The sequence below is a fragment of the Sporomusaceae bacterium ACPt genome, assembly GCA_041428575.1.
Classification (GTDB): domain Bacteria; phylum Bacillota; class Negativicutes; order Sporomusales; family Sporomusaceae; genus Sporomusa_D; species Sporomusa_D carbonis.
In genome coordinates, this window is sequence record CP155570.1 from 2142791 (window position 1) to 2159516 (window position 16726).

Genomic DNA, 16726 nt, shown 5'->3' on the forward strand with positions numbered 1-16726 from the left:
GACAGCCCGTCCAGCGTACCAGACGGGCTATTTAATTTAAAACGGCACTGCTTGGCCGCTGTTGTTATACGGCTGAGCAGGTGGCGCATATTGTTGCGGAGCTGGCGCCGGTTGCACCGGTGGCGCCGCATACTGCTGAGGCGGTTGCTGGTACTGTGGCACCGGGGCCTGCTGTGGCGGCTGACCGTAGCCTGGTGCAGGCGTTGCGTATTGTTGGGGAGGTTGTCCGTATCCCTGCGGTGGCGCTCCATAACCTGACGCTGGCGGGTAACCGGCAGAGAGTTGATATCCCGCGGGTGGAGCTCCGTAGCCCGGCGCTGGCGGCTGATTCGCCGGCTGCTGCTGATTTTGAGGTGGGAAATCAATATATTCCACTTCACGAACATTTACCTGTTTATCACGCTGTTTTTGTCCTTGCTGATCGGTCCATTCATTTTCTTCAATATCGCCAACAACCAGCACCCGCTGCCCTTTGGTCAACTTGCTGACTCGTTCAGCGGTTTTCCCCCAGGCTGTGCAACTGAAAAATGTGGCCTTATCTTTGTTATGGTTGAAAGCGATGCGGAAATTGCAGCGGTTTTTTGACTCCTCTTGGCCAGGAGTAAATGTAGGATCAGCGGTAAGGTTTCCGGTTAGAAAAAATCTGTTCATTATTGTCCTCCCATTTTTTGTTGGGCATAGCCCATAATTTCGATCGCTAATGCGTGACATTCCTCATGTGTCAGTTGCGCCGGTGGCCGCTGGAATCGTTGAAATATCCAAGTTGATAACTGTTCGAGCGTCCATCCGGCAGCCTGCCACCATTGGGTGATTTCGTTATGGTAGGCGGGGAAAGTGGTTGCCGGTGGTTCTGGCGCCGGCTGAGTGTATACAGGTTGTTGACCATATGTCTGTGCCTGATATTCATGGCCCGGCTGTGGCCACTGCACAGGTTGCGGCGCCGGCGAATCCGTCCCGGAATTCAGCCACGTCAGCAAGGCTCTGCCGGTTCCCTGATCGGGTTTGAAGTATTGCCCGTCAAACATACTGGTCCGGTCTTTTGTGGCTGTTGCAATATGCTCAAGAGACAAGTCCAAAAATACCGTGAATTCGTATTCCATGCCGTCGCGTTGGATTGGTGACATACCGATCCTTTGAATACGTTTTTTGCCGTTTTCTTCGGTCTGAATGTATTCTATTTTTGACCGCATAGTGGCAATGATGTGGCATTTTGATTTCAGCATGGTTTCAACCAGTTGGTTATGTTTTGGCGTAAACTCCCGCCAGGCCGACCAGGAATTACCTCTGTATTTTGTATCAGTCGCCTTGCCCTGTTGGTCTAAAATACCACCTTCGCCAGCCCATGCATGAGTAAGACTGTCAATAATAATGACTTCAAAACCTTCCTGTTCGGCGGCTTTTATAGCCTCAATATATTTTTCTGGCGTATATGGCGGCGTTAGTGTTAATACGCTATAATCACCTAGCTGAGCATATAAATCTGCACTGCCGTTTTCTGAATCGATGACGGCGATTTTTTCCCACGGCGCCAGGCCGCTAGCAATGGCTAGCGCCGAATAGGTTTTTCCGGCACCGGATGGGCCGGATATACCCAAACGAAGCTTGGATTTTCTCCGTTCGGCTTTACGAAAAATTGTCAATCTAGCAGTACCTCCTTACGCCCGTTTATACACATTCAGCCCGATTTTAAAATCGGTTTCAGGCACGTCATGATTCCCCTCAGTGCTGGCTACGACGATGGATTTCCCCGACTTTGACAGACCGTATTGTTTTGACAGGTCCACAGTGATGGTCAGGATGTTGCCGTTGACTTTCATGTCGACGTTTTTCATTTATTTCCGCTCCTTCACAATAATAGTATCCGGATACTCGAGGGCATAGATAAAATTCAGGATTTCGCCGTCATTAGCAATAACTTGGCCGGTACTGGTAATTGTAAGAGTTTTTTTGAATTCTGCCCAATTGGTTGATTCCTCGATTTTTAGATATTCCGGAGCGTTCTGCTTAACATAGGATGTTAGTACTTGATTTTTACCGTCTACTTTTTGGCCTGCAATGAAAAACTGGGTGGGTGTTGCTCGGAAATTTACGTCTCCGGATGGCAGTCTGACGGTTTTCTTTTTTCCGTCTAATTGCTGCTCGGCAAACGGACGGAGTAAACTTACTAAATACTCAATAGAACGGTCATTTTCAGACTTTGTTTGCTTCCGCCATGCTTCTACTTTCTCAATGCGATCATCGGCGATTTGGTTGATTTCCTCGTTTTTGGTCTGCAACCGGAGTATTTTACGAACGGCCCAATCAGCTTTTTCCGGAGTATCAATTACAAAAGCTTGTTGGGGCTGATCCGGCATGCCGTCGGCCTGATCGAGATATTGGTCAAGGTTTTCAACTAAACTCATTTATTTCACCCTTTCCTGGCTGATAACTTCATAGATAAAGCCGTTTTGCTCCATGCACTGCCGGACTCTTGCCGCTTGCTGAACTGTGACTGATTTCCCGGTCAGCAGTATCTGCACATCCCACAACGCTGGCGCTGGTGCAGTAGCTGGCTGAAACGGCGGCTGCAATGGCGGCTCTTCCATTCGTGGAGGCGGTGGCATTGGCGGCAATTGCGGCCGCGGTGGTTCTGGTGGCAAATACTCTGGCGAGTATTCCGGTTCAGGCTCCGGAGATGCTGACATGGATCCGTATTCTGACAACTCCAGTACCGGTGGCGGAGCTGCTGCCTTTCGCTCGAGCTCGGCCCGCCTGGTGCATTCTTTGGTAATAATACCGGGAATTTCAGCGAGTCCGGCATTGGCGGTTAAGTGTTGTATATCTTCCGGAGTAAGCGGCGTCTTCAGCATAAATACCTGAGACGTGTTTGCGCAAAGTTGAGTAATCAACTCTGTTTTTTGTCGTTCCAGTTCAGCAGCTTCGTCGTCTTTTCGCTGTCGGGCTAACATGTATTCGACTTCGGTAACAATTTCTTTCCGGACCGCGCCGTCTTTGGCCGTCCGGTTTGTCCACTTCGCCGGAATAACCAGGTTAAAATATTCATCCCTGACGCCGAGATTGGCGGCTGTTTTCCGGCCGAATTCCAAGAGCTCGGTTTCTTTTGCTTTCCGGCGATCTTCCTCATACTGCAGTATCTGCTTCCGGAGTGGCCCTTCAGCCTGCTCGACTATGGCCAACAACTCTTTGACTTGACCTTCAAACTTGTCATAAGGTTCATTGAGTTGTTTTTTGACCTGTTTACGGAATGCATCGATCTTGGCCCGGAGGCCAGCAATCTCTTTCTGAGTATCTTCCATATCTTTAAGGTTGTCTTCAGTGACAACCAGGCCGACGTATTTTTCAATCCGCTGTTGTATGGCTTGTTTGATTTCGGCGAAATTCCAGTCGAATTCCTGAATCAGTGATGTGGTTTTAGGCTCCAGTTCGATCACGGCCGGAGCAGATTCGTTTACGATTTCAGTCGAAACTGTAACTGTTTCGTCATTATCGAGAACGGATTTTGCGTTTTCGCTTACGGTTTCCATTGTTCCGGTGATATCAATTTCTAAGGGGTCAGACAAAATAATCACTCCTATTTATCACCGGGGCCGGAAACGACCCACGCCGGCCCCCGGTAATTAACTTAATCTTTCATGCATACATTTTTATTAACCGGCATATCATATAATAAGAACTCTTGTCTATTATGCAGATCATGAAAACACACGTAACAAGTCAAATCCTTTCCCCGCATATAAAACGTTCTGCCCGGCGTCAGCCATCGGCCGCAGTCCCGGCAGCGGATCTGATGTATGCGCTGCCGTTTCATGTCGCTGTTTGCTCCAATGTTCCCGCCCACAACTGCTCTGCCTCATTCCAGGACATTGCATATCTGGCCGGTAACGCAATACCGATTTTTTTGAGCATTTTACTAAGTTCAATATCACGATATTTTTGCTGTTTAGGCTTTAGGGTAAAGCCTTTTTCTTTTTCTGACGGCGTTACCACCAAATACATCCCTTCTTCTGATAAACCCACACTTACTAAACATGCTACAAATGTTTTACGAATTGCGGCAGGTATTGAAAACCGGCCATCTTCATATACCGTTATCACCGGGTTTGATGACTGCTGACCATAAAACCAGGTAAAACCTTTATAGATTGAGTTTTTAAAATCAGGCGTACGCGAGGTATCAGGGCTTGGTGGCTCAGTCATTAGCTCTGCAATTTTGTCTGGGTCAGTGATGATTTCATCAGGAAGTGGTTCTCTAGCTAACCTTAGCTCTTCGGTAAATTCGTTTGGGAGCTTTGGTGTTTTAGTGACTTCGGCTGGCGCTGGCTCAGGTTCGCAGTTTTTGGCCGTCAAGTTCGAAATTGTGGTTCCCTCTTCAGGCGCTGTTTCAGGTTGTACGCTGGCTTGTTCAACGATAGCCGCTGCCTCTGCCGCCGGATTCACTGCCTCTGGCGTATATGGGTGCAATTTATGATTCCTTAGCCACTTATAAAACTCTGCATCATTTCTAAAGCCATAAAGCCGCTTAATGGTTTGTTTGCGCGTACCGTGGTCAACCATGGCTCGAAAATCTTCCTCTGTGAGGTCTTCCGGTTTTAAGCAAAACGCCTGGTCAAGCGGAATGTTATTTTTCACGCAATGCACTGGATGGTAGCCGGATCGGGGCGGCGCTGGTTGCTGCACGTTCGTCAGTTCGGTTGCGATTCTAGGTTTTGGATATGGCAGCTTATATGAGTTTACAGACTTTCCTGCTGGCATAGTTACACCTTCCTTTTAGACTCAGCTACCTGGCCGCTTATAGAATTCAAACAATCATTGCAAACATTTTTGCCTTTGAAATTGGTGACATCGGCAGCGTTACCACAGAATACACAAGCCGGCTCGTATTTCCGGAGAATGATACGGTCACCATCTACATAAATTTCAAGGGCATCCTTTTCCTCAATATCAAGAGTGCGGCGTAGCTCGATTGGGATAACGACCCGGCCCAGCTCATCGACTCTACGAACAATACCGGTTGATTTCACTGTATTTCCCTCCCATTGACGTTTTTATTTAGGGGTGTTACAATTCAGTTGACAATTATTTTTTCGGTGGCCGTTCTCAGTGGACGGCTTTTTCTTTTTGGGCAGCCAGAAATTCCAAATCTTCGACGAAGAACATACTGCGGGCAAGCTCTCTGCCGCTAAAATCGCCATCGCAAAGCAATTCAATGATACTTTCAAACATCGGAGTCCCTCCTTTCGCGGTGATATTTGTTGTTAGCTTCGATACTGTCATAAACTTCATTCCAGTCGTCTGCCTGTTTGCTAATAGCCAGCATCGCAGCTATAATCAATCCCAGACTGCCGGCCGCCATTGCGACGACGATCAGCCACCACCAGGGTACTGTCATGTCTGTTCACCTCCTTTTGCGTGTACCTTCACGTACGGCTTCTGGCATAACCGATCATCTCTACAGACAAATACCGACCTGCCTTTTGCCATATCATACATATACGTGCCATCAAAGCTTGATAGTTTTTTACCGCACGTAGCGCATGGCCGCTTTTTCTTAGCCATTTTTTACACTTCCTTCCATCCTTTTATGTCTTCACAAACCGGCAAGGCGAATCTTCGTCAAGATATTCAGGCAAATGTCTTACCTCCTTTCATTTCTGCTTTTTGTTCCTGGCGGCCATCCCGCCGGCACATACTGTTTCATGGCCGCTTCCAGCTTGTCCGCAAATCCGGCAGCGGATTTTTTCGGCTTGCCCGGGTACTGCGGCTGGGCTGGCCTGTCACTGGGTTTGGATATCGGTACTGTTTTCACGTCGCATACACCGCCCAGAGACGGCCATGCCGATTTACAATTGCGGTTTCCATCTGCCTGGCCGCTTCCTCGGCTCCGGCATGCGTCGGATACGTCAGGTTTTCACCGTGAGACCGGCAGTGAGCCGCCAGCGATCTGCCTATGTCGGTGATCGGTTCGACGCGGAATTCGGCGCCAGTGGGAACGATCTTGAAATTCATGGGATCAACTCCTTTCTTTGGAAATTTGGAAATTTTATGTTTCCCCAACAAGCTTCACATACTTCACATAGCTTCTCGTCACCGGCCAAGTGCTGGCAGTTCGTGCAAAATTGTTGTTCGGCACAGCTAAAGCATATATCTTGGCCATTGTATTCAACATAGTCGTTGCGATCTTGACACGGATTAAAATCATCGTGACAGATTGCACAGCTAACACGTAGTCCTGCCTGTACCAGGTCATATGCCGGTACTCTTTCGGTATTCGCGTACTGGTCCCACTCTGGTTTGCGGATCACAGTGGGTTCTCCGGAGGTAATGCCTTGGGCTTCGTATCCGGAGTCGTAGAGTTTTTTCAATGCTTTATTTCGGTTTGTCGCGAATATTGGGACCGCGAGACCGGATTCAACGATGAGATAAGCCTTCATTGATGGATTGCCTCCTTGTGGCCAATCTTCGCAGCGGTTCAGGGAAACCGACTCGATACGATGCCTGTTTTTCCAGCCATTCTTCAAAGCCCTTACGAGGAATTATAATGTCTCGGCCATTTTTAAACGCCGGAAATGATGGATCACTCAGGCAAAGCTGACGTATTCGGTTTTCACCAAACGGTGATATTTGTGCTGCCTCTTTCGGCGTTAAAGCAACTTTAAACATCGGTTCCATAATTTATCTCCTCCTAATCTTTACAGGAATTTGTTTCCTCCCTGACGAATTTTGACGGCGAAGGGAGGTGATGATTCGTGCAGATTAATTTGCTTGAAATCATAAAAACATTACCTGTTGATAACTTTACTGATATTGGCTACATAGTTACTTTTAGTAGGATTTTAGAGTATTTGGCTCTTTATCACGGAATGGATAATCAGGACATTTTATGTATCGAACTAAATAAATTGGCGAAAAACAACCTAATAAAAATCCATCACGCTTTTGACAATAATGATGAAACTGATGTAATTATTGGGGTTTCCTTAAAATAAGCCTATTTTTTAAAATTTGCGGCGTAAATCTGCCCGTAGAGAATAATTTCTTTAATGGCGTTTACGTCGTATTTTTTTGAAATTATTTCTAGCGTTTTTAGGATAACTTCGGTCTCCGCTTTGATTTCTGAATACGCTTTACCTGTAAAAAGTGTGTTTACAATCTCCTTGCCCAACAAAAACCGGGCTTGTGCTTCCCCGCTTAAATAAACTGTATTTTCGGCCACCGTCTCACCTCTCGTCTGAATGAAGAATGCGTAAGTTACTCATGTTACGCTCCTTTCTGTTAAACTGTTTTACTTACTTTTTCATCTTTAGCAATTAATTTATGTTGTTTTAGCTTCTCAATAATGTCCGGTAATAGAAATTGAGTAAAAACAGTTATCGGCTGATCGTCAGGGTGTTCGCTTTGTTCAACATGGTGTTCGCCGGTTTTTAGATTGGCGTGGATTGTGATCATGGTGGTTCACCTCGCTTTCTGCCGCCAAGTTATTTTATTGGTTTACGTTGTTTTCAAACTCAAATTCCAAAGTGGTTTGGCCGGATACTGTCTGAAACCGCTTGTTTACCTTTTTGAATGATTTCTCAAGTCCCTTATATTTGCGGAATAAAGTCCGCCTGATTGAATCCAGCTTTTTCTGGTCGGAAGACTTTTCGGTAAACACATATTTCGTTTTTCCGGTTTCATCTTTGGCGGCAAAAATGTTTCGTATGTTATCTTCATCCCGCAAACGGGAAACAATATAAGTTGCCATTCTCTTTTTCCAAGCGTGCATCAAGTCAACCGGGTCCGGTTTGCTGACGTATGTATCAATCAACCCGAATAATTCCTCTTCCGACATATCCGGATTATCACGGTAACAATCGGCTATTCGATCAAAAATACGCTTGTCCAGTTTCATGTTTTCACCACCTTCAGTTTTTTGCATCGTTCAAATGCTTGTTTCAGGTTCGTCAATTCCCGGATTGCATTGTCGCATTCCCGGATATATTGTTCCGGCGTCGCATCGGGAGTACCGGCCAGAAAAATGCGAACCGCTTCGTCAATGTCGCCTACATCCAGCGATGCTGGGGCGCTGATTGCTTCAAAGATTGATACGCAAATATGGTGCTCGCGGTCTACTTGTTTGCAGTATCGAGCGTATTCTTCGTCTGCTGGTTTTGTTGGGCGCGTTAATGGAATGACTTCAGCTGCAGGCGGCTTAACACCGATTCCGGTAGCCGTCCTGTTGGCCAGAAAGTCTTCCATGTCTTTGATTTCTTCATCGTCTAATTCGTCCTGGTCCTCATCTGGCCCGCAGCACTCTTCGCAGTGATCTCCTTCGCAGATGGGACATGGCTTGTACAATTCAAAGTCGCAGTATTTGCAATTGCCGATTGGTTCGGGTTCTGATTTGCGCTCGACATCGTTAAGCTTCGGAATTTCCGACATTAATTGTTTACGTGGGTACTCTCTACCGTCACTGGTAATTAATGTTTGGCATTTCGGAATTTCCGAAATGCTTTCTAGATTTTCTCTGATTACACGGATTGTCTTATCTGACACTCCAGTTTGTTGAGCGTGCCAGTTATCCGCCATATGAGGGCTTTGTCGTAGCGATTGTTCTACCGCTTTCCTGCGCCCGGCCCGGCTTCGCAGTTCAACGATTTCTGCTGGTGTTAATTGCCTGCCAGTTATGTTCAGTTCATATGCCAGATTAATTTTTTGTTCTTCTGTCAAGCCAATTTTGACGATTTTAGGCAAGGCTGGTAACGAAACGCCTTCGGCCTGTAGTTCGTTGTAAATTCGCTGCCGGTGATGACCGTCAATGATATTACCATCTTCATCTGTTATTATTGGAGCGGTTACTCCGCTCTCACGGATGCTATTTTTTAAAGATGCATATTCGGGTGGAGTAAGCGGACGCAATACTTGGTACTTGTTGGTCAATGTTTCACGCTCCTTTCTTGTTGTTTTTACACAACAATATTGATAAAAAAAATATCCTCAACGCTTTTTCCTAATGCCTGTGCAATACGCAACATTACCTGCCCACCGGGTTCTGCTTTTCCATTTTCTATTTCCGATAGATGAGTACGGCTAATTCCAACACTTATAGCTAACTCTTCTTGACTAATTTTGGGATCTGCACTATTTCTGATTTCTGCAATTTTATTCTGCATAATTACACCTCCTTCGACGAATACTTTGTGTTGTTTATGATTTACAATGTAAATTATAAACAACACTTGTCATTTTGTCAAGCATAAACAACAAGACTGTCGAACAATTTTTCTTTATTTTTTGTAAGCTATAGCTTACAATTATTTTAGGTGGTGTTAATTATGATTAACAAGTTAGGCGAATTTGTTAGGACAACGCGAGGCAAAAGATCATTGCGTGAATTTGCAAAACAATGCGGTATTAGTCATACTCATTTAGATAGTATTGAAAAAGGATATGACCCTAGAACAGGTAAAAAAGTAAGTTTAACAATTGAAACTTTAGAAAAACTTGCTAAAGGACTTAATACAGATACTGATTTTTTAGTCAAATTAAGTCTTGACAGTGATAACGGTGTAATATTTCCAAATGCTATTAACAGCAACATTCAATATAAACACTCAGAACCAATTGTAGATCTATCCCCCGGTGCAGGTCCGTTTGACAAAAATGAACTTCTTAACCGATTACTTTCACCTGAAGAAAAAGCGACTTTGGAGCTTGCACGAAAAAATAAATATAGCAATTTAGTTGCTCCTAATTCAAACCAAGATGCATCCTCTTCTAATCCCCTCCCGCCCCTCACCCCCAAAGACGAACGTGAAATCGCCAAAGACCTTGAAGCCATGCTAAACGCTCTCGACGACAAATCCGGTATGGCTGCCTATAACGACCCTGAAGACGAAGAAGATCGGGAACTATTAAGAGCAAGTTTGGAATATTCCATGAGGCTGGCTAAACAACTTGCAAAGAAAAAATTCACTCCTAAAAAATACCGCAAGGAGTAGGTTACCGATGGATACCAAAAAAATTGTCGAAGACTTAATTGGAAAGCACAAAACAAATAATCCATTTATTATCGCAGACAATTTAGGAATCATTGTATTATATCGTAATATGAGAAACACTCTCGGATTCTTTAGTAAATATAAACGTTTTAAGTTTATTCATCTCAATAATAACGTTCCTGAGAAATTACCGAAAGTGCCGTAAAGCCCCTTGCTTCAGCTATGGGGATATAAGGCACAACCTATTGAAAAACTCGATGTTTTTCAATAGGTTTAATTCTTTTGTTTGTATTAGATAGCTAAGTGCGTTATAATACATATATGAACACTAAATTCAAGTCGAACAACAACGTTGTATACTCTTGTAAGTACCATGTAGTCTGGTGTCCCAAGTATCGCAGGAAGGTTTTAGTTGATGATGTAGAACGGCGATTAAAGGAGTTGATTGCAAGTATTTGCGCCGAACGTCAAACAGAAATCATCGAAATAGAAATTATGCCTGACCACGTTCATTTGCTTGTCGAAGTAGACCCGCAATATGGAGTCCATAAACTCATTAAAGAAATTAAAGGTCATACTTCGCGGATACTTCGCAAAGAGTTTAAGCATCTGACAACAAAACTACCTACACTCTGGACAAACAGCTATTTCGTAGCTACTGTAGGCGGTGCGCCACTTTCCGTAATTAAGCAGTATATTGAGAGTCAAAAAACTTCGCAAAGGGGGGTGAAATAGTGCAAATCACCGTCAAAATCAAATTAGAGCCAACTAGAGAACAGAATATCCTTCTTCAAGCAACAACCCAAGAATATATCCGCTTGGTTAACCAAATCGTAGCAGACTTCGTAGAAGCCGATACAACCCTTAAATATACTAGCAAAACCGTTGTTGCAGAGCTTTCTAGTGCAGTAAAAAATCAAGCAATACAAGACGCTAAAAGCGTATTTAAAAAGTATAAAAAGAATGTTCGCACCAATGCCAGATTAAAGCCCGAAGACCAAAAAGAAGTCAGAGTGCCAATTCTTAAAAAACCTGTTGCCATCTGGAACAACCAGAACTATTCTCTGAAAGAAAATGTCCTGTCGTTTCCTGTATTAATTGCCGATAAGTCCAAGCGTATTGAAGTTAAAGTAGTATTGACCGACTACCAACGGGAACGGTTAAACGGCAAACTCGGTAGTCTTCGTATAACGCAAAAATCAGGCAAATACATAGCCCAAATAGCCGTAGAAATGCCCGAACAACAGTCTAAAGGCAACAAAGTTATGGGCGTAGATTTAGGTCTAAAAATCCCTGCCGTAGCCGTTGTAGAAGGCGGTAAGACCAAGTTCGTAGGCAACGGAAGACAAAACAAATTCATCAAAAGAAAACATCATTCCGTGCGCCGTAAGCTCGGTAAGCTAAAGAAACTCAAAGCTATCGAAAAACGCCACAACAAAGAGCAACGTTGGATGAAAGACCAAGACCATAAGATTAGCCGTAAAATAGTCAATTTCGGAAAAGAAAACCAAGTATCCGTTATCCGTCTTGAAAAACTTTCTGGCATACGCCAGACGGCAAGAACAAGCCGTAAAAACGAAAAGAATTTGCATGTCTGGAGTTTTTATCGTTTGGCTCAATATATTGAATACAAAGCAACTCTGGCTGGAATTAAAGTTGAGTATGTTAATCCAAAACATACAAGCCAGAAATGCCCGAAATGTGGAGAACTCAACAAAGCCAACGACAGAAAATACAAGTGCGGTTGCGGATACAAAGCCCATCGGGATAGAGTTGGAGCAATTAATATCATGTCCGCAACTGTGGCAGATGGTGTAGCATAAGCGATAGTCTGCCAGCCCTGGGAGCTAATACGCTCTGCCCAGGGACGGGCTAATGGCATAGCCCTGAACTTGGGGTCATACTCCGATACCAGAAATGGACTTCGGTTTAATCACCTAAGAATCCCCTGCCTTTAGGCATGGGGAGTGTCAAAACAGTTTGTTTGCGGTCATGAGTTAGGACATGCCATCAAGCATTCTGATATGAATACGCCCTTTTTAAAACGTCATACATTATTTTCAACCGATAAGATAGAGCGGCAAGCCAATACCTTCGCAGTAGAACTTTTACTGCCTGATGAAATACTGCGAGAGTATTCCGATTGCAGCCTTTATAATATAGCCAAAAACGTAGGTATACCAGATAAGCTTATTGACTTAAAAACTCTTCCCATCTTGCGCTGAAGTAGTAATTACGCGAGTTGCGGTTCAACCGGAATTTTAGACAAAAAAAGACTGCCTAGTGTTGGCGCACTCGCAATATAATTTATAAAGGACTGGTTATTATGACTACCCGTATCCGTGCCGTAATTTCAGCTAGGTACTCGTCAGACAAGCAACATGACACCAGTATCGAAGCCCAACTCGCTGCCTGTAGGGCTTACGCCCAGCGCAAAGGCTATCTAATCGTACATGAATACATTGACCGCGCCGAATCCGGTCGTTTTGATGACAGGCCCGCATACCAGCAAATGATGGCTGACGCCAAAAAACGTCTTTTTGACGTTGTTATTTTTCACAAGGTTGACCGCAATGCCCGAAATGAATACGATTATTATTTTTATAAAGGTCAACTTCGAAAAAATAATATTCGCATTGAATATGCCGAACAGAACTTTGATGATACCCCTGAAGGCCAAATGATGGAGAATATGGTTGTTGGTATGTCGGCTTATTATAGCCGCAACCTGGCGCGCGAAACCATGAAGGTACTGACCTTAAAGGCAAATCGCGCCGAATTCAACGGCGGTACTCCCCCATTTGGGTATTCCGTTGAAAACAAAAAATATGTGATCAATGAGCAAGAAGCTTTGGCGGTCAAAAAAATATTTGATATGTTCCTGCAGGGTGCTGGTTATAGTGCCATTTGTGACTGGCTGACCGCTCATGGATTTCGAACTAGGCGCGGCCGATATTTTGGGAAAAACTCGTTACATGATCTTCTCAAAAATGAAAAATATATTGGAGTATATGTATATGGCAAGGTACAGCGTGATTTCGACGGAAAACGAAGTGTTGCTGCTACCAATAACGAAAAAATAATTCGTCATGAAAATGCCTTGCCAGCCATTATAGACGATGAAACTTTCAGGAGGGTACAAGATATCATGAACAAGAGGAAAAACTCAGGACGACAATATCATGAGCGCACGGTAACGTACTTGCTAACCGGTTTAGTTACTTGTTCTTATTGTGGCTGCAAAATGATCGGTACCAAGGTAAAAAATGGCCAATACTATTATTATCGCTGTAATAAAAAAGAGAGGCATGCCGATGCTGGCAAATGCCCCACTCCGATGATTCCAAAAGATGAATTAGAGAATTTGATTTTAAGCGAAATTTACGATCGTCTGCTTAACCCCGAAGCTTTGCCTATTTTGATTAAAGATATTAACGAACAGATTAACCGGCAGTGCGAAAAGAATCATAAACTAATTGATAAATTGCAGGCAGAGGAAAAATCATTGCTGAAAAAACTAGACGGATTTTATAATGTAATCGAAGAAACAGGCAAGATAGATCCTTTTGACCGGGAACGCATGCAGCAGACTAAAGACCGCATTACTGCTGTGCGTGAGCAGCTGGTATCCACCTGCATGCAGACTGAGAACATTTCCGTACCAGAGTCTATGATCCGTGAAGTTATCCAAGATTGGTCCCTAGCCATAAGAGAAAAAGACCCGGACAGAGTCCAGGCCATGTTGCAAAATGTGGTAAATAAAGTTGTCGTAAATCCCGATTATTCTGTAGTAATCCAGCTTAAAATAGTTTGCTTAGAATTGGTGCCGAGGACCGGAATCGAACCGGTACGGGTGTTTCCACCCGACGGATTTTAAGTCCGTTGCGTCTGCCTGTTCCGCCACCCCGGCATATTATTAGTATTATATAAAATAAAACCACTGGTACGTGGCTCATTTTTTTAAATGGAGGCGGCACCCAGATTTGAACTGGGGAATAAAGGTTTTGCAGACCTCTGCCTTACCACTTGGCTATGCCGCCATTTTTTATGGAGCGGAAAACGAGATTCGAACTCGCGACCCTCGCCTTGGCAAGGCGATGCTCTACCACTGAGCTACTTCCGCATAGATGGTGCCTCAGGGCAGAATCGAACTGCCGACACGAGGATTTTCAGTCCTCTGCTCTACCGACTGAGCTACCGAGGCGAATTAATTACATGGCGACCCGGAAGGGACTTGAACCCTCGATCTCCGCCGTGACAGGGCGGCATGTTAACCACTACACCACCGGGCCGCTTAACAAATCGCATTATCTAGTATACTGCATTCATCACTTAATGTCAATACTTTTTTTCATTCATAGTTTCACACTAGATATGCCTCTTACGACGAAATTCATTATATCGTAATATTGAAAAACCGTCAAGTGCATTAGTAAATTAGATGTGATTAGTAAATTAGATTTATTAAGCGAGAACTTTGTTTATTGTTTCTTCTATCTGTTCTGAATCAAAAGGTTTGACGATAAAGCTTGATGCTCCGGCTTTTATAGCATCGGTAATAATCTCACGTTGACCAATAGCCGTCACCATGATAATCCGGGCCAGAGGATCTTCATCATGAATATGCTTTACCGCCTGAATTCCGTCCATGACCGGCATAGTAATATCCATAGTGACCAAATCTGGCTTGTGTTGGCGATATAATTGTACTGCCTGTTTCCCATCACCGGCTTCAGCAATTACTTCATGCCCCTTATCCGTAAGCAGCTTTTTCAACATCATGCGCATGAACGCTGAATCATCGCAAACTAAAATTTTCGCCATTAAATAACCTCCTTGCTAAGCGTTCACCTGATTTATTCCCTGTAACTTTAACCGTAAGTCTTCAAGAGTGGCAGATAAACCGACCTTTAACTTTTCTTCGAGATCAGGCAATGTTTTAGCGTCGAAGTCAGCCGTCATGACCGGCGTCCGCCTGAGCCGTATTTCGCCAAAAAATTCATCTCGGAATATATTATAATTTACATTCAAATTACTTTCTGTAATAAAATCGCTGTAATCTATTATAACATAAGACCCGTTTAGCGCCTTGACAGGTTGTGCAGGACTTATAAACATTTCAAACCCTGCCAAAAATTTTGGCAATTGTTCGGCATAAGACCACTCAAGCACCTTTTTATCTATAAACTGGGTGCATAAGCAGGCTGGATCAAAATTGACCAATTGCCATAATGTTTTCTCCATTCGTTCTGTCAACACTTTTTCCAACGCAGCTAAATCACCGGTAATAAAATTTATATCGCAAAACTCAGTTAGCCCGATTACAGTTCGTGCCAAGAAATCTTTGGTGGCTTTATCATATAAAATGGTAAAGCTTCGCCGGTATTTTGGATTATGGTATGTAAAAATACGATATTGGGAACCACATGTCATTAACTCGTTAATTAGTGTAAAACCACACAAATTAGCAGGAAGATTCTTGAGAAATTCCCACCCGTTTACTTGTTCAATAATTTTTTTCATGTACACTGATCCTCTCGTTCTGCTTCTATGCTTATATTCTTGGTAGTTATAAAAAAACCTGCACATCAAGTAACCAAAAAACAAACTCTGAATATTATGAAGTAGTTATAAGGAAATACATTTTATAAGTAAGCGAGGAGGGAAAAACATGTCAAAACGGTTAGTAGGACTAGTAGCGGTCTTACTTGTATTCACTTTTCTGATTGCCGCCTGCAGTCAAGCCCCTGCTACTCAAGTGACTCCCGTCAAAGGACCGGCTTGGGCGCCGGGCTTAACTGCTTTGCCCCAGGAAACTGTTGTGAAAGTTGGTATGAAACAAGTCATTTCAGATGCAGGTATTCTCATTGGTATGGCCAAAGGCTACTATCAAGATCTTGGTATCAAGATTGAGCCGGTACAGTTCAATTCAGGGCAGGAAATGATCAATCAGCTAGCAGCTGGACAATTAGATGTTGGCGCAACAGTAACTGCTGCCGGACTTCTCAATGCCATGTCTCGCGATATACCGGTCAAAATAGTTGCTGACAAAGGTATTAACGTTCCCGGCCAAGGTTACTATCGTCTCGTAATAAGAAAAGATCTTGCCGATGTCATCAAGAACTATGCAGATTTGCGCGGCAAGAAGATCGCCATAGTTGGCACAGCTTCCCTTGACGAAATCTGTGCTATCCGGGTGTTAAATAAAGGCGGCTTAACGCCAAAAGACGTTGATATCCAGGTTATCCGGGCATTTCCCGACATGCTTGTTTCTTTGGGCAACAAGAGTATTGATGCTGCCATGGTTATTGAACCCTTTGTCACCCAAGGCATTGCTAAAGGTGTTCTCAATCCATGGAAAGATCCGGCCGACTATGACCCTGACGCTCAAATCGCTTTGCTGGTTTATGGCACCAGTATGAGCAAACGGCCTGACGTAGCCAACAGGTTCATGACCGCCTATATTAAGTCAGTGCGGGACTACAATGATGCCTTCTTCCAAAACAAAGGCAAAGCCGAAGTTATTGACATCCTGTGCAAATATTCCAGTATTAAGGACCCCGCCCTGTATGATAAAATGCTTCCCACTGGTCTTAATCCTGACGGCTATGTACGCATGAAAGGCCTGGCTGCCGATTTGGCCTGGTATAAAGACAACAATCTCCTTAAATCAGATATCCAACTGCAAGATACTGTTGATAACAGTTATGTTGATTTTGCCCTCAGTGTTTTAGGCAAGTACCAATAGT

At 44.0% G+C, this 16726-nt stretch carries 27 protein-coding genes, 5 tRNA genes and 1 pseudogene; 8 read left to right on the forward strand and 25 right to left on the reverse strand.

All coding sequences use genetic code 11. The annotated features are described in order from the left end of the window. Positions 1-36: 36 nt before the first annotated feature. The 13 genes from SCACP_RS10985 to SCACP_RS11045 all read right to left on the reverse strand — a co-directional run bounded on the left by SCACP_RS10985 (position 37) and on the right by SCACP_RS11045 (position 6669). Entirely contained in the window at positions 37-651 is a 615-nt protein-coding gene (locus tag SCACP_RS10985; RefSeq protein ID WP_425057640.1) for a single-stranded DNA-binding protein, read from the reverse strand. Further along, positions 651-1640: an ATP-binding protein gene (locus SCACP_RS10990; RefSeq protein WP_425057641.1), complete on the reverse strand. Its 990-nt coding sequence runs from the start codon at positions 1638-1640 to the stop codon at positions 651-653. The genes SCACP_RS10985 and SCACP_RS10990 overlap by 1 nt, the downstream gene beginning before the upstream one ends. Before the next feature lie 15 nt (positions 1641-1655). Then, complete coding sequence (locus SCACP_RS10995) at positions 1656-1832, reverse strand: hypothetical protein (protein ID WP_425057642.1); 177 nt, start codon at positions 1830-1832, stop codon at positions 1656-1658. Next, positions 1833-2402, reverse strand: a complete 570-nt coding sequence (locus SCACP_RS11000) for a host-nuclease inhibitor Gam family protein (protein WP_425057643.1) — start codon at positions 2400-2402, stop codon at positions 1833-1835. It lies immediately after the preceding gene. Next, entirely contained in the window at positions 2403-3560 is a 1158-nt protein-coding gene (locus tag SCACP_RS11005; protein WP_425057644.1) for a DUF1351 domain-containing protein, read from the reverse strand. A gap of 244 nt (positions 3561-3804) precedes the next feature. Next, complete coding sequence (locus SCACP_RS11010) at positions 3805-4752, reverse strand: hypothetical protein (RefSeq protein WP_425057645.1); 948 nt, start codon at positions 4750-4752, stop codon at positions 3805-3807. Between the two features lie 2 nt (positions 4753-4754). Then, complete coding sequence (locus SCACP_RS11015; RefSeq protein WP_425057646.1) at positions 4755-5021, reverse strand: AbrB/MazE/SpoVT family DNA-binding domain-containing protein; 267 nt, start codon at positions 5019-5021, stop codon at positions 4755-4757. 76 nt (positions 5022-5097) lie between these two features. After that, a complete protein-coding gene (locus tag SCACP_RS11020) occupies positions 5098-5223 on the reverse strand; it encodes a hypothetical protein (protein ID WP_425057647.1) in 126 nt (41 codons plus the stop codon). Continuing rightward, on the reverse strand, positions 5216-5389 hold the full coding sequence (locus SCACP_RS11025) for a hypothetical protein (RefSeq protein ID WP_425057648.1): 174 nt from the start codon (positions 5387-5389) through the stop codon (positions 5216-5218). Before SCACP_RS11025 ends, SCACP_RS11020 begins: the two co-directional genes overlap by 8 nt. Before the next feature lie 246 nt (positions 5390-5635). Further along, positions 5636-5806 carry a hypothetical protein gene (locus SCACP_RS11030; protein ID WP_425057649.1) on the reverse strand — a complete coding sequence of 57 codons (171 nt, stop codon included), beginning with the start codon at positions 5804-5806 and terminating at the stop codon, positions 5636-5638. Next, positions 5803-6006 (reverse strand): hypothetical protein, encoded by a 204-nt coding sequence (locus SCACP_RS11035; RefSeq protein ID WP_425057650.1) that lies wholly within the window; start codon positions 6004-6006, stop codon positions 5803-5805. The genes SCACP_RS11030 and SCACP_RS11035 overlap by 4 nt, the downstream gene beginning before the upstream one ends. Beyond that, on the reverse strand, positions 6003-6431 hold the full coding sequence (locus tag SCACP_RS11040) for a hypothetical protein (protein ID WP_425057651.1): 429 nt from the start codon (positions 6429-6431) through the stop codon (positions 6003-6005). The genes SCACP_RS11035 and SCACP_RS11040 overlap by 4 nt, the downstream gene beginning before the upstream one ends. Beyond that, positions 6409-6669, reverse strand: a complete 261-nt coding sequence (locus SCACP_RS11045) for a helix-turn-helix domain-containing protein (protein ID WP_425057652.1) — start codon at positions 6667-6669, stop codon at positions 6409-6411. The genes SCACP_RS11040 and SCACP_RS11045 overlap by 23 nt, the downstream gene beginning before the upstream one ends. 77 nt (positions 6670-6746) lie before the next feature. On the opposite strand from SCACP_RS11045, the gene SCACP_RS11050 reads away from it, so the two are divergent. Next, positions 6747-6986, forward strand: a complete 240-nt coding sequence (locus SCACP_RS11050) for a hypothetical protein (RefSeq protein ID WP_425057653.1) — start codon at positions 6747-6749, stop codon at positions 6984-6986. A gap of 2 nt (positions 6987-6988) precedes the next feature. Here SCACP_RS11050 and SCACP_RS11055 read toward each other — a convergent pair whose 3' ends face one another. Genes SCACP_RS11055 through SCACP_RS11075 form a run of 5 tightly spaced genes read right to left on the reverse strand, consistent with a single transcriptional unit; the run spans position 6989 to position 9149 of the window. Beyond that, on the reverse strand, positions 6989-7213 hold the full coding sequence (locus SCACP_RS11055; protein WP_425057654.1) for a hypothetical protein: 225 nt from the start codon (positions 7211-7213) through the stop codon (positions 6989-6991). Positions 7214-7272: 59 nt separating this feature from the next. Beyond that, positions 7273-7446, reverse strand: coding sequence for a hypothetical protein (locus SCACP_RS11060; protein WP_425057655.1), 174 nt, complete (start codon positions 7444-7446; stop codon positions 7273-7275). Between the two features lie 34 nt (positions 7447-7480). Further along, positions 7481-7888, reverse strand: coding sequence for a hypothetical protein (locus tag SCACP_RS11065; protein WP_425057656.1), 408 nt, complete (start codon positions 7886-7888; stop codon positions 7481-7483). Continuing rightward, positions 7885-8916, reverse strand: coding sequence for a ParB N-terminal domain-containing protein (locus tag SCACP_RS11070; RefSeq protein ID WP_425057657.1), 1032 nt, complete (start codon positions 8914-8916; stop codon positions 7885-7887). The genes SCACP_RS11065 and SCACP_RS11070 overlap by 4 nt, the downstream gene beginning before the upstream one ends. A 26-nt stretch (positions 8917-8942) precedes the next feature. Continuing rightward, positions 8943-9149 carry a helix-turn-helix transcriptional regulator gene (locus tag SCACP_RS11075; RefSeq protein WP_425057658.1) on the reverse strand — a complete coding sequence of 69 codons (207 nt, stop codon included), beginning with the start codon at positions 9147-9149 and terminating at the stop codon, positions 8943-8945. Between the two features lie 162 nt (positions 9150-9311). Here SCACP_RS11075 and SCACP_RS11080 point away from each other — a divergent pair, with 162 nt between their 5' ends. The 6 genes and pseudogenes from SCACP_RS11080 to SCACP_RS11105 all read left to right on the forward strand — a co-directional run. Then, the gene (locus SCACP_RS11080; RefSeq protein ID WP_425057659.1) at positions 9312-9977 is read left to right on the forward strand and encodes a helix-turn-helix domain-containing protein; all 666 of its coding nucleotides are present in this window, start codon (positions 9312-9314) and stop codon (positions 9975-9977) included. A 7-nt stretch (positions 9978-9984) separates the two neighbouring features. Continuing rightward, on the forward strand, positions 9985-10182 hold the full coding sequence (locus SCACP_RS11085; RefSeq protein WP_425057660.1) for a hypothetical protein: 198 nt from the start codon (positions 9985-9987) through the stop codon (positions 10180-10182). Between the two features lie 116 nt (positions 10183-10298). After that, entirely contained in the window at positions 10299-10712 is a 414-nt protein-coding gene (tnpA, locus tag SCACP_RS11090; protein ID WP_425057661.1) for an IS200/IS605 family transposase, read from the forward strand. Then, entirely contained in the window at positions 10712-11800 is a 1089-nt protein-coding gene (locus SCACP_RS11095) for an RNA-guided endonuclease InsQ/TnpB family protein (protein WP_425057662.1), read from the forward strand. Before tnpA ends, SCACP_RS11095 begins: the two co-directional genes overlap by 1 nt. Before the next feature lie 144 nt (positions 11801-11944). Beyond that, positions 11945-12202 (forward strand): ImmA/IrrE family metallo-endopeptidase, encoded by a 258-nt coding sequence (locus tag SCACP_RS11100; protein ID WP_425057663.1) that lies wholly within the window; start codon positions 11945-11947, stop codon positions 12200-12202. Positions 12203-12303: 101 nt separating this feature from the next. After that, a pseudogene (locus SCACP_RS11105) lies at positions 12304-13347 on the forward strand (recombinase family protein); the annotation flags it as partial. A gap of 451 nt (positions 13348-13798) precedes the next feature. On the opposite strand, the gene SCACP_RS11110 reads toward SCACP_RS11105, so the two are convergent. The 7 genes from SCACP_RS11110 to SCACP_RS11140 form a co-directional block, all read right to left on the reverse strand. Then, positions 13799-13887, reverse strand: a tRNA-Leu gene (locus SCACP_RS11110). Between the two features lie 55 nt (positions 13888-13942). Next, positions 13943-14017: transfer RNA gene (locus tag SCACP_RS11115), tRNA-Cys, on the reverse strand. An 8-nt stretch (positions 14018-14025) separates the two neighbouring features. Next, positions 14026-14100, reverse strand: a tRNA-Gly gene (locus SCACP_RS11120). Between the two features lie 5 nt (positions 14101-14105). After that, positions 14106-14181: transfer RNA gene (locus SCACP_RS11125), tRNA-Phe, on the reverse strand. 12 nt (positions 14182-14193) lie between these two features. Further along, positions 14194-14269: transfer RNA gene (locus SCACP_RS11130), tRNA-Asp, on the reverse strand. A gap of 172 nt (positions 14270-14441) precedes the next feature. Beyond that, positions 14442-14801, reverse strand: a complete 360-nt coding sequence (locus SCACP_RS11135) for a response regulator (protein ID WP_425057664.1) — start codon at positions 14799-14801, stop codon at positions 14442-14444. 15 nt (positions 14802-14816) lie between these two features. After that, entirely contained in the window at positions 14817-15500 is a 684-nt protein-coding gene (locus tag SCACP_RS11140) for a hypothetical protein (RefSeq protein WP_425057665.1), read from the reverse strand. A 148-nt stretch (positions 15501-15648) separates the two neighbouring features. On the opposite strand from SCACP_RS11140, the gene SCACP_RS11145 reads away from it, so the two are divergent. Then, entirely contained in the window at positions 15649-16725 is a 1077-nt protein-coding gene (locus tag SCACP_RS11145; RefSeq protein ID WP_425057666.1) for an ABC transporter substrate-binding protein, read from the forward strand. Position 16726 lies beyond the last annotated feature (1 nt).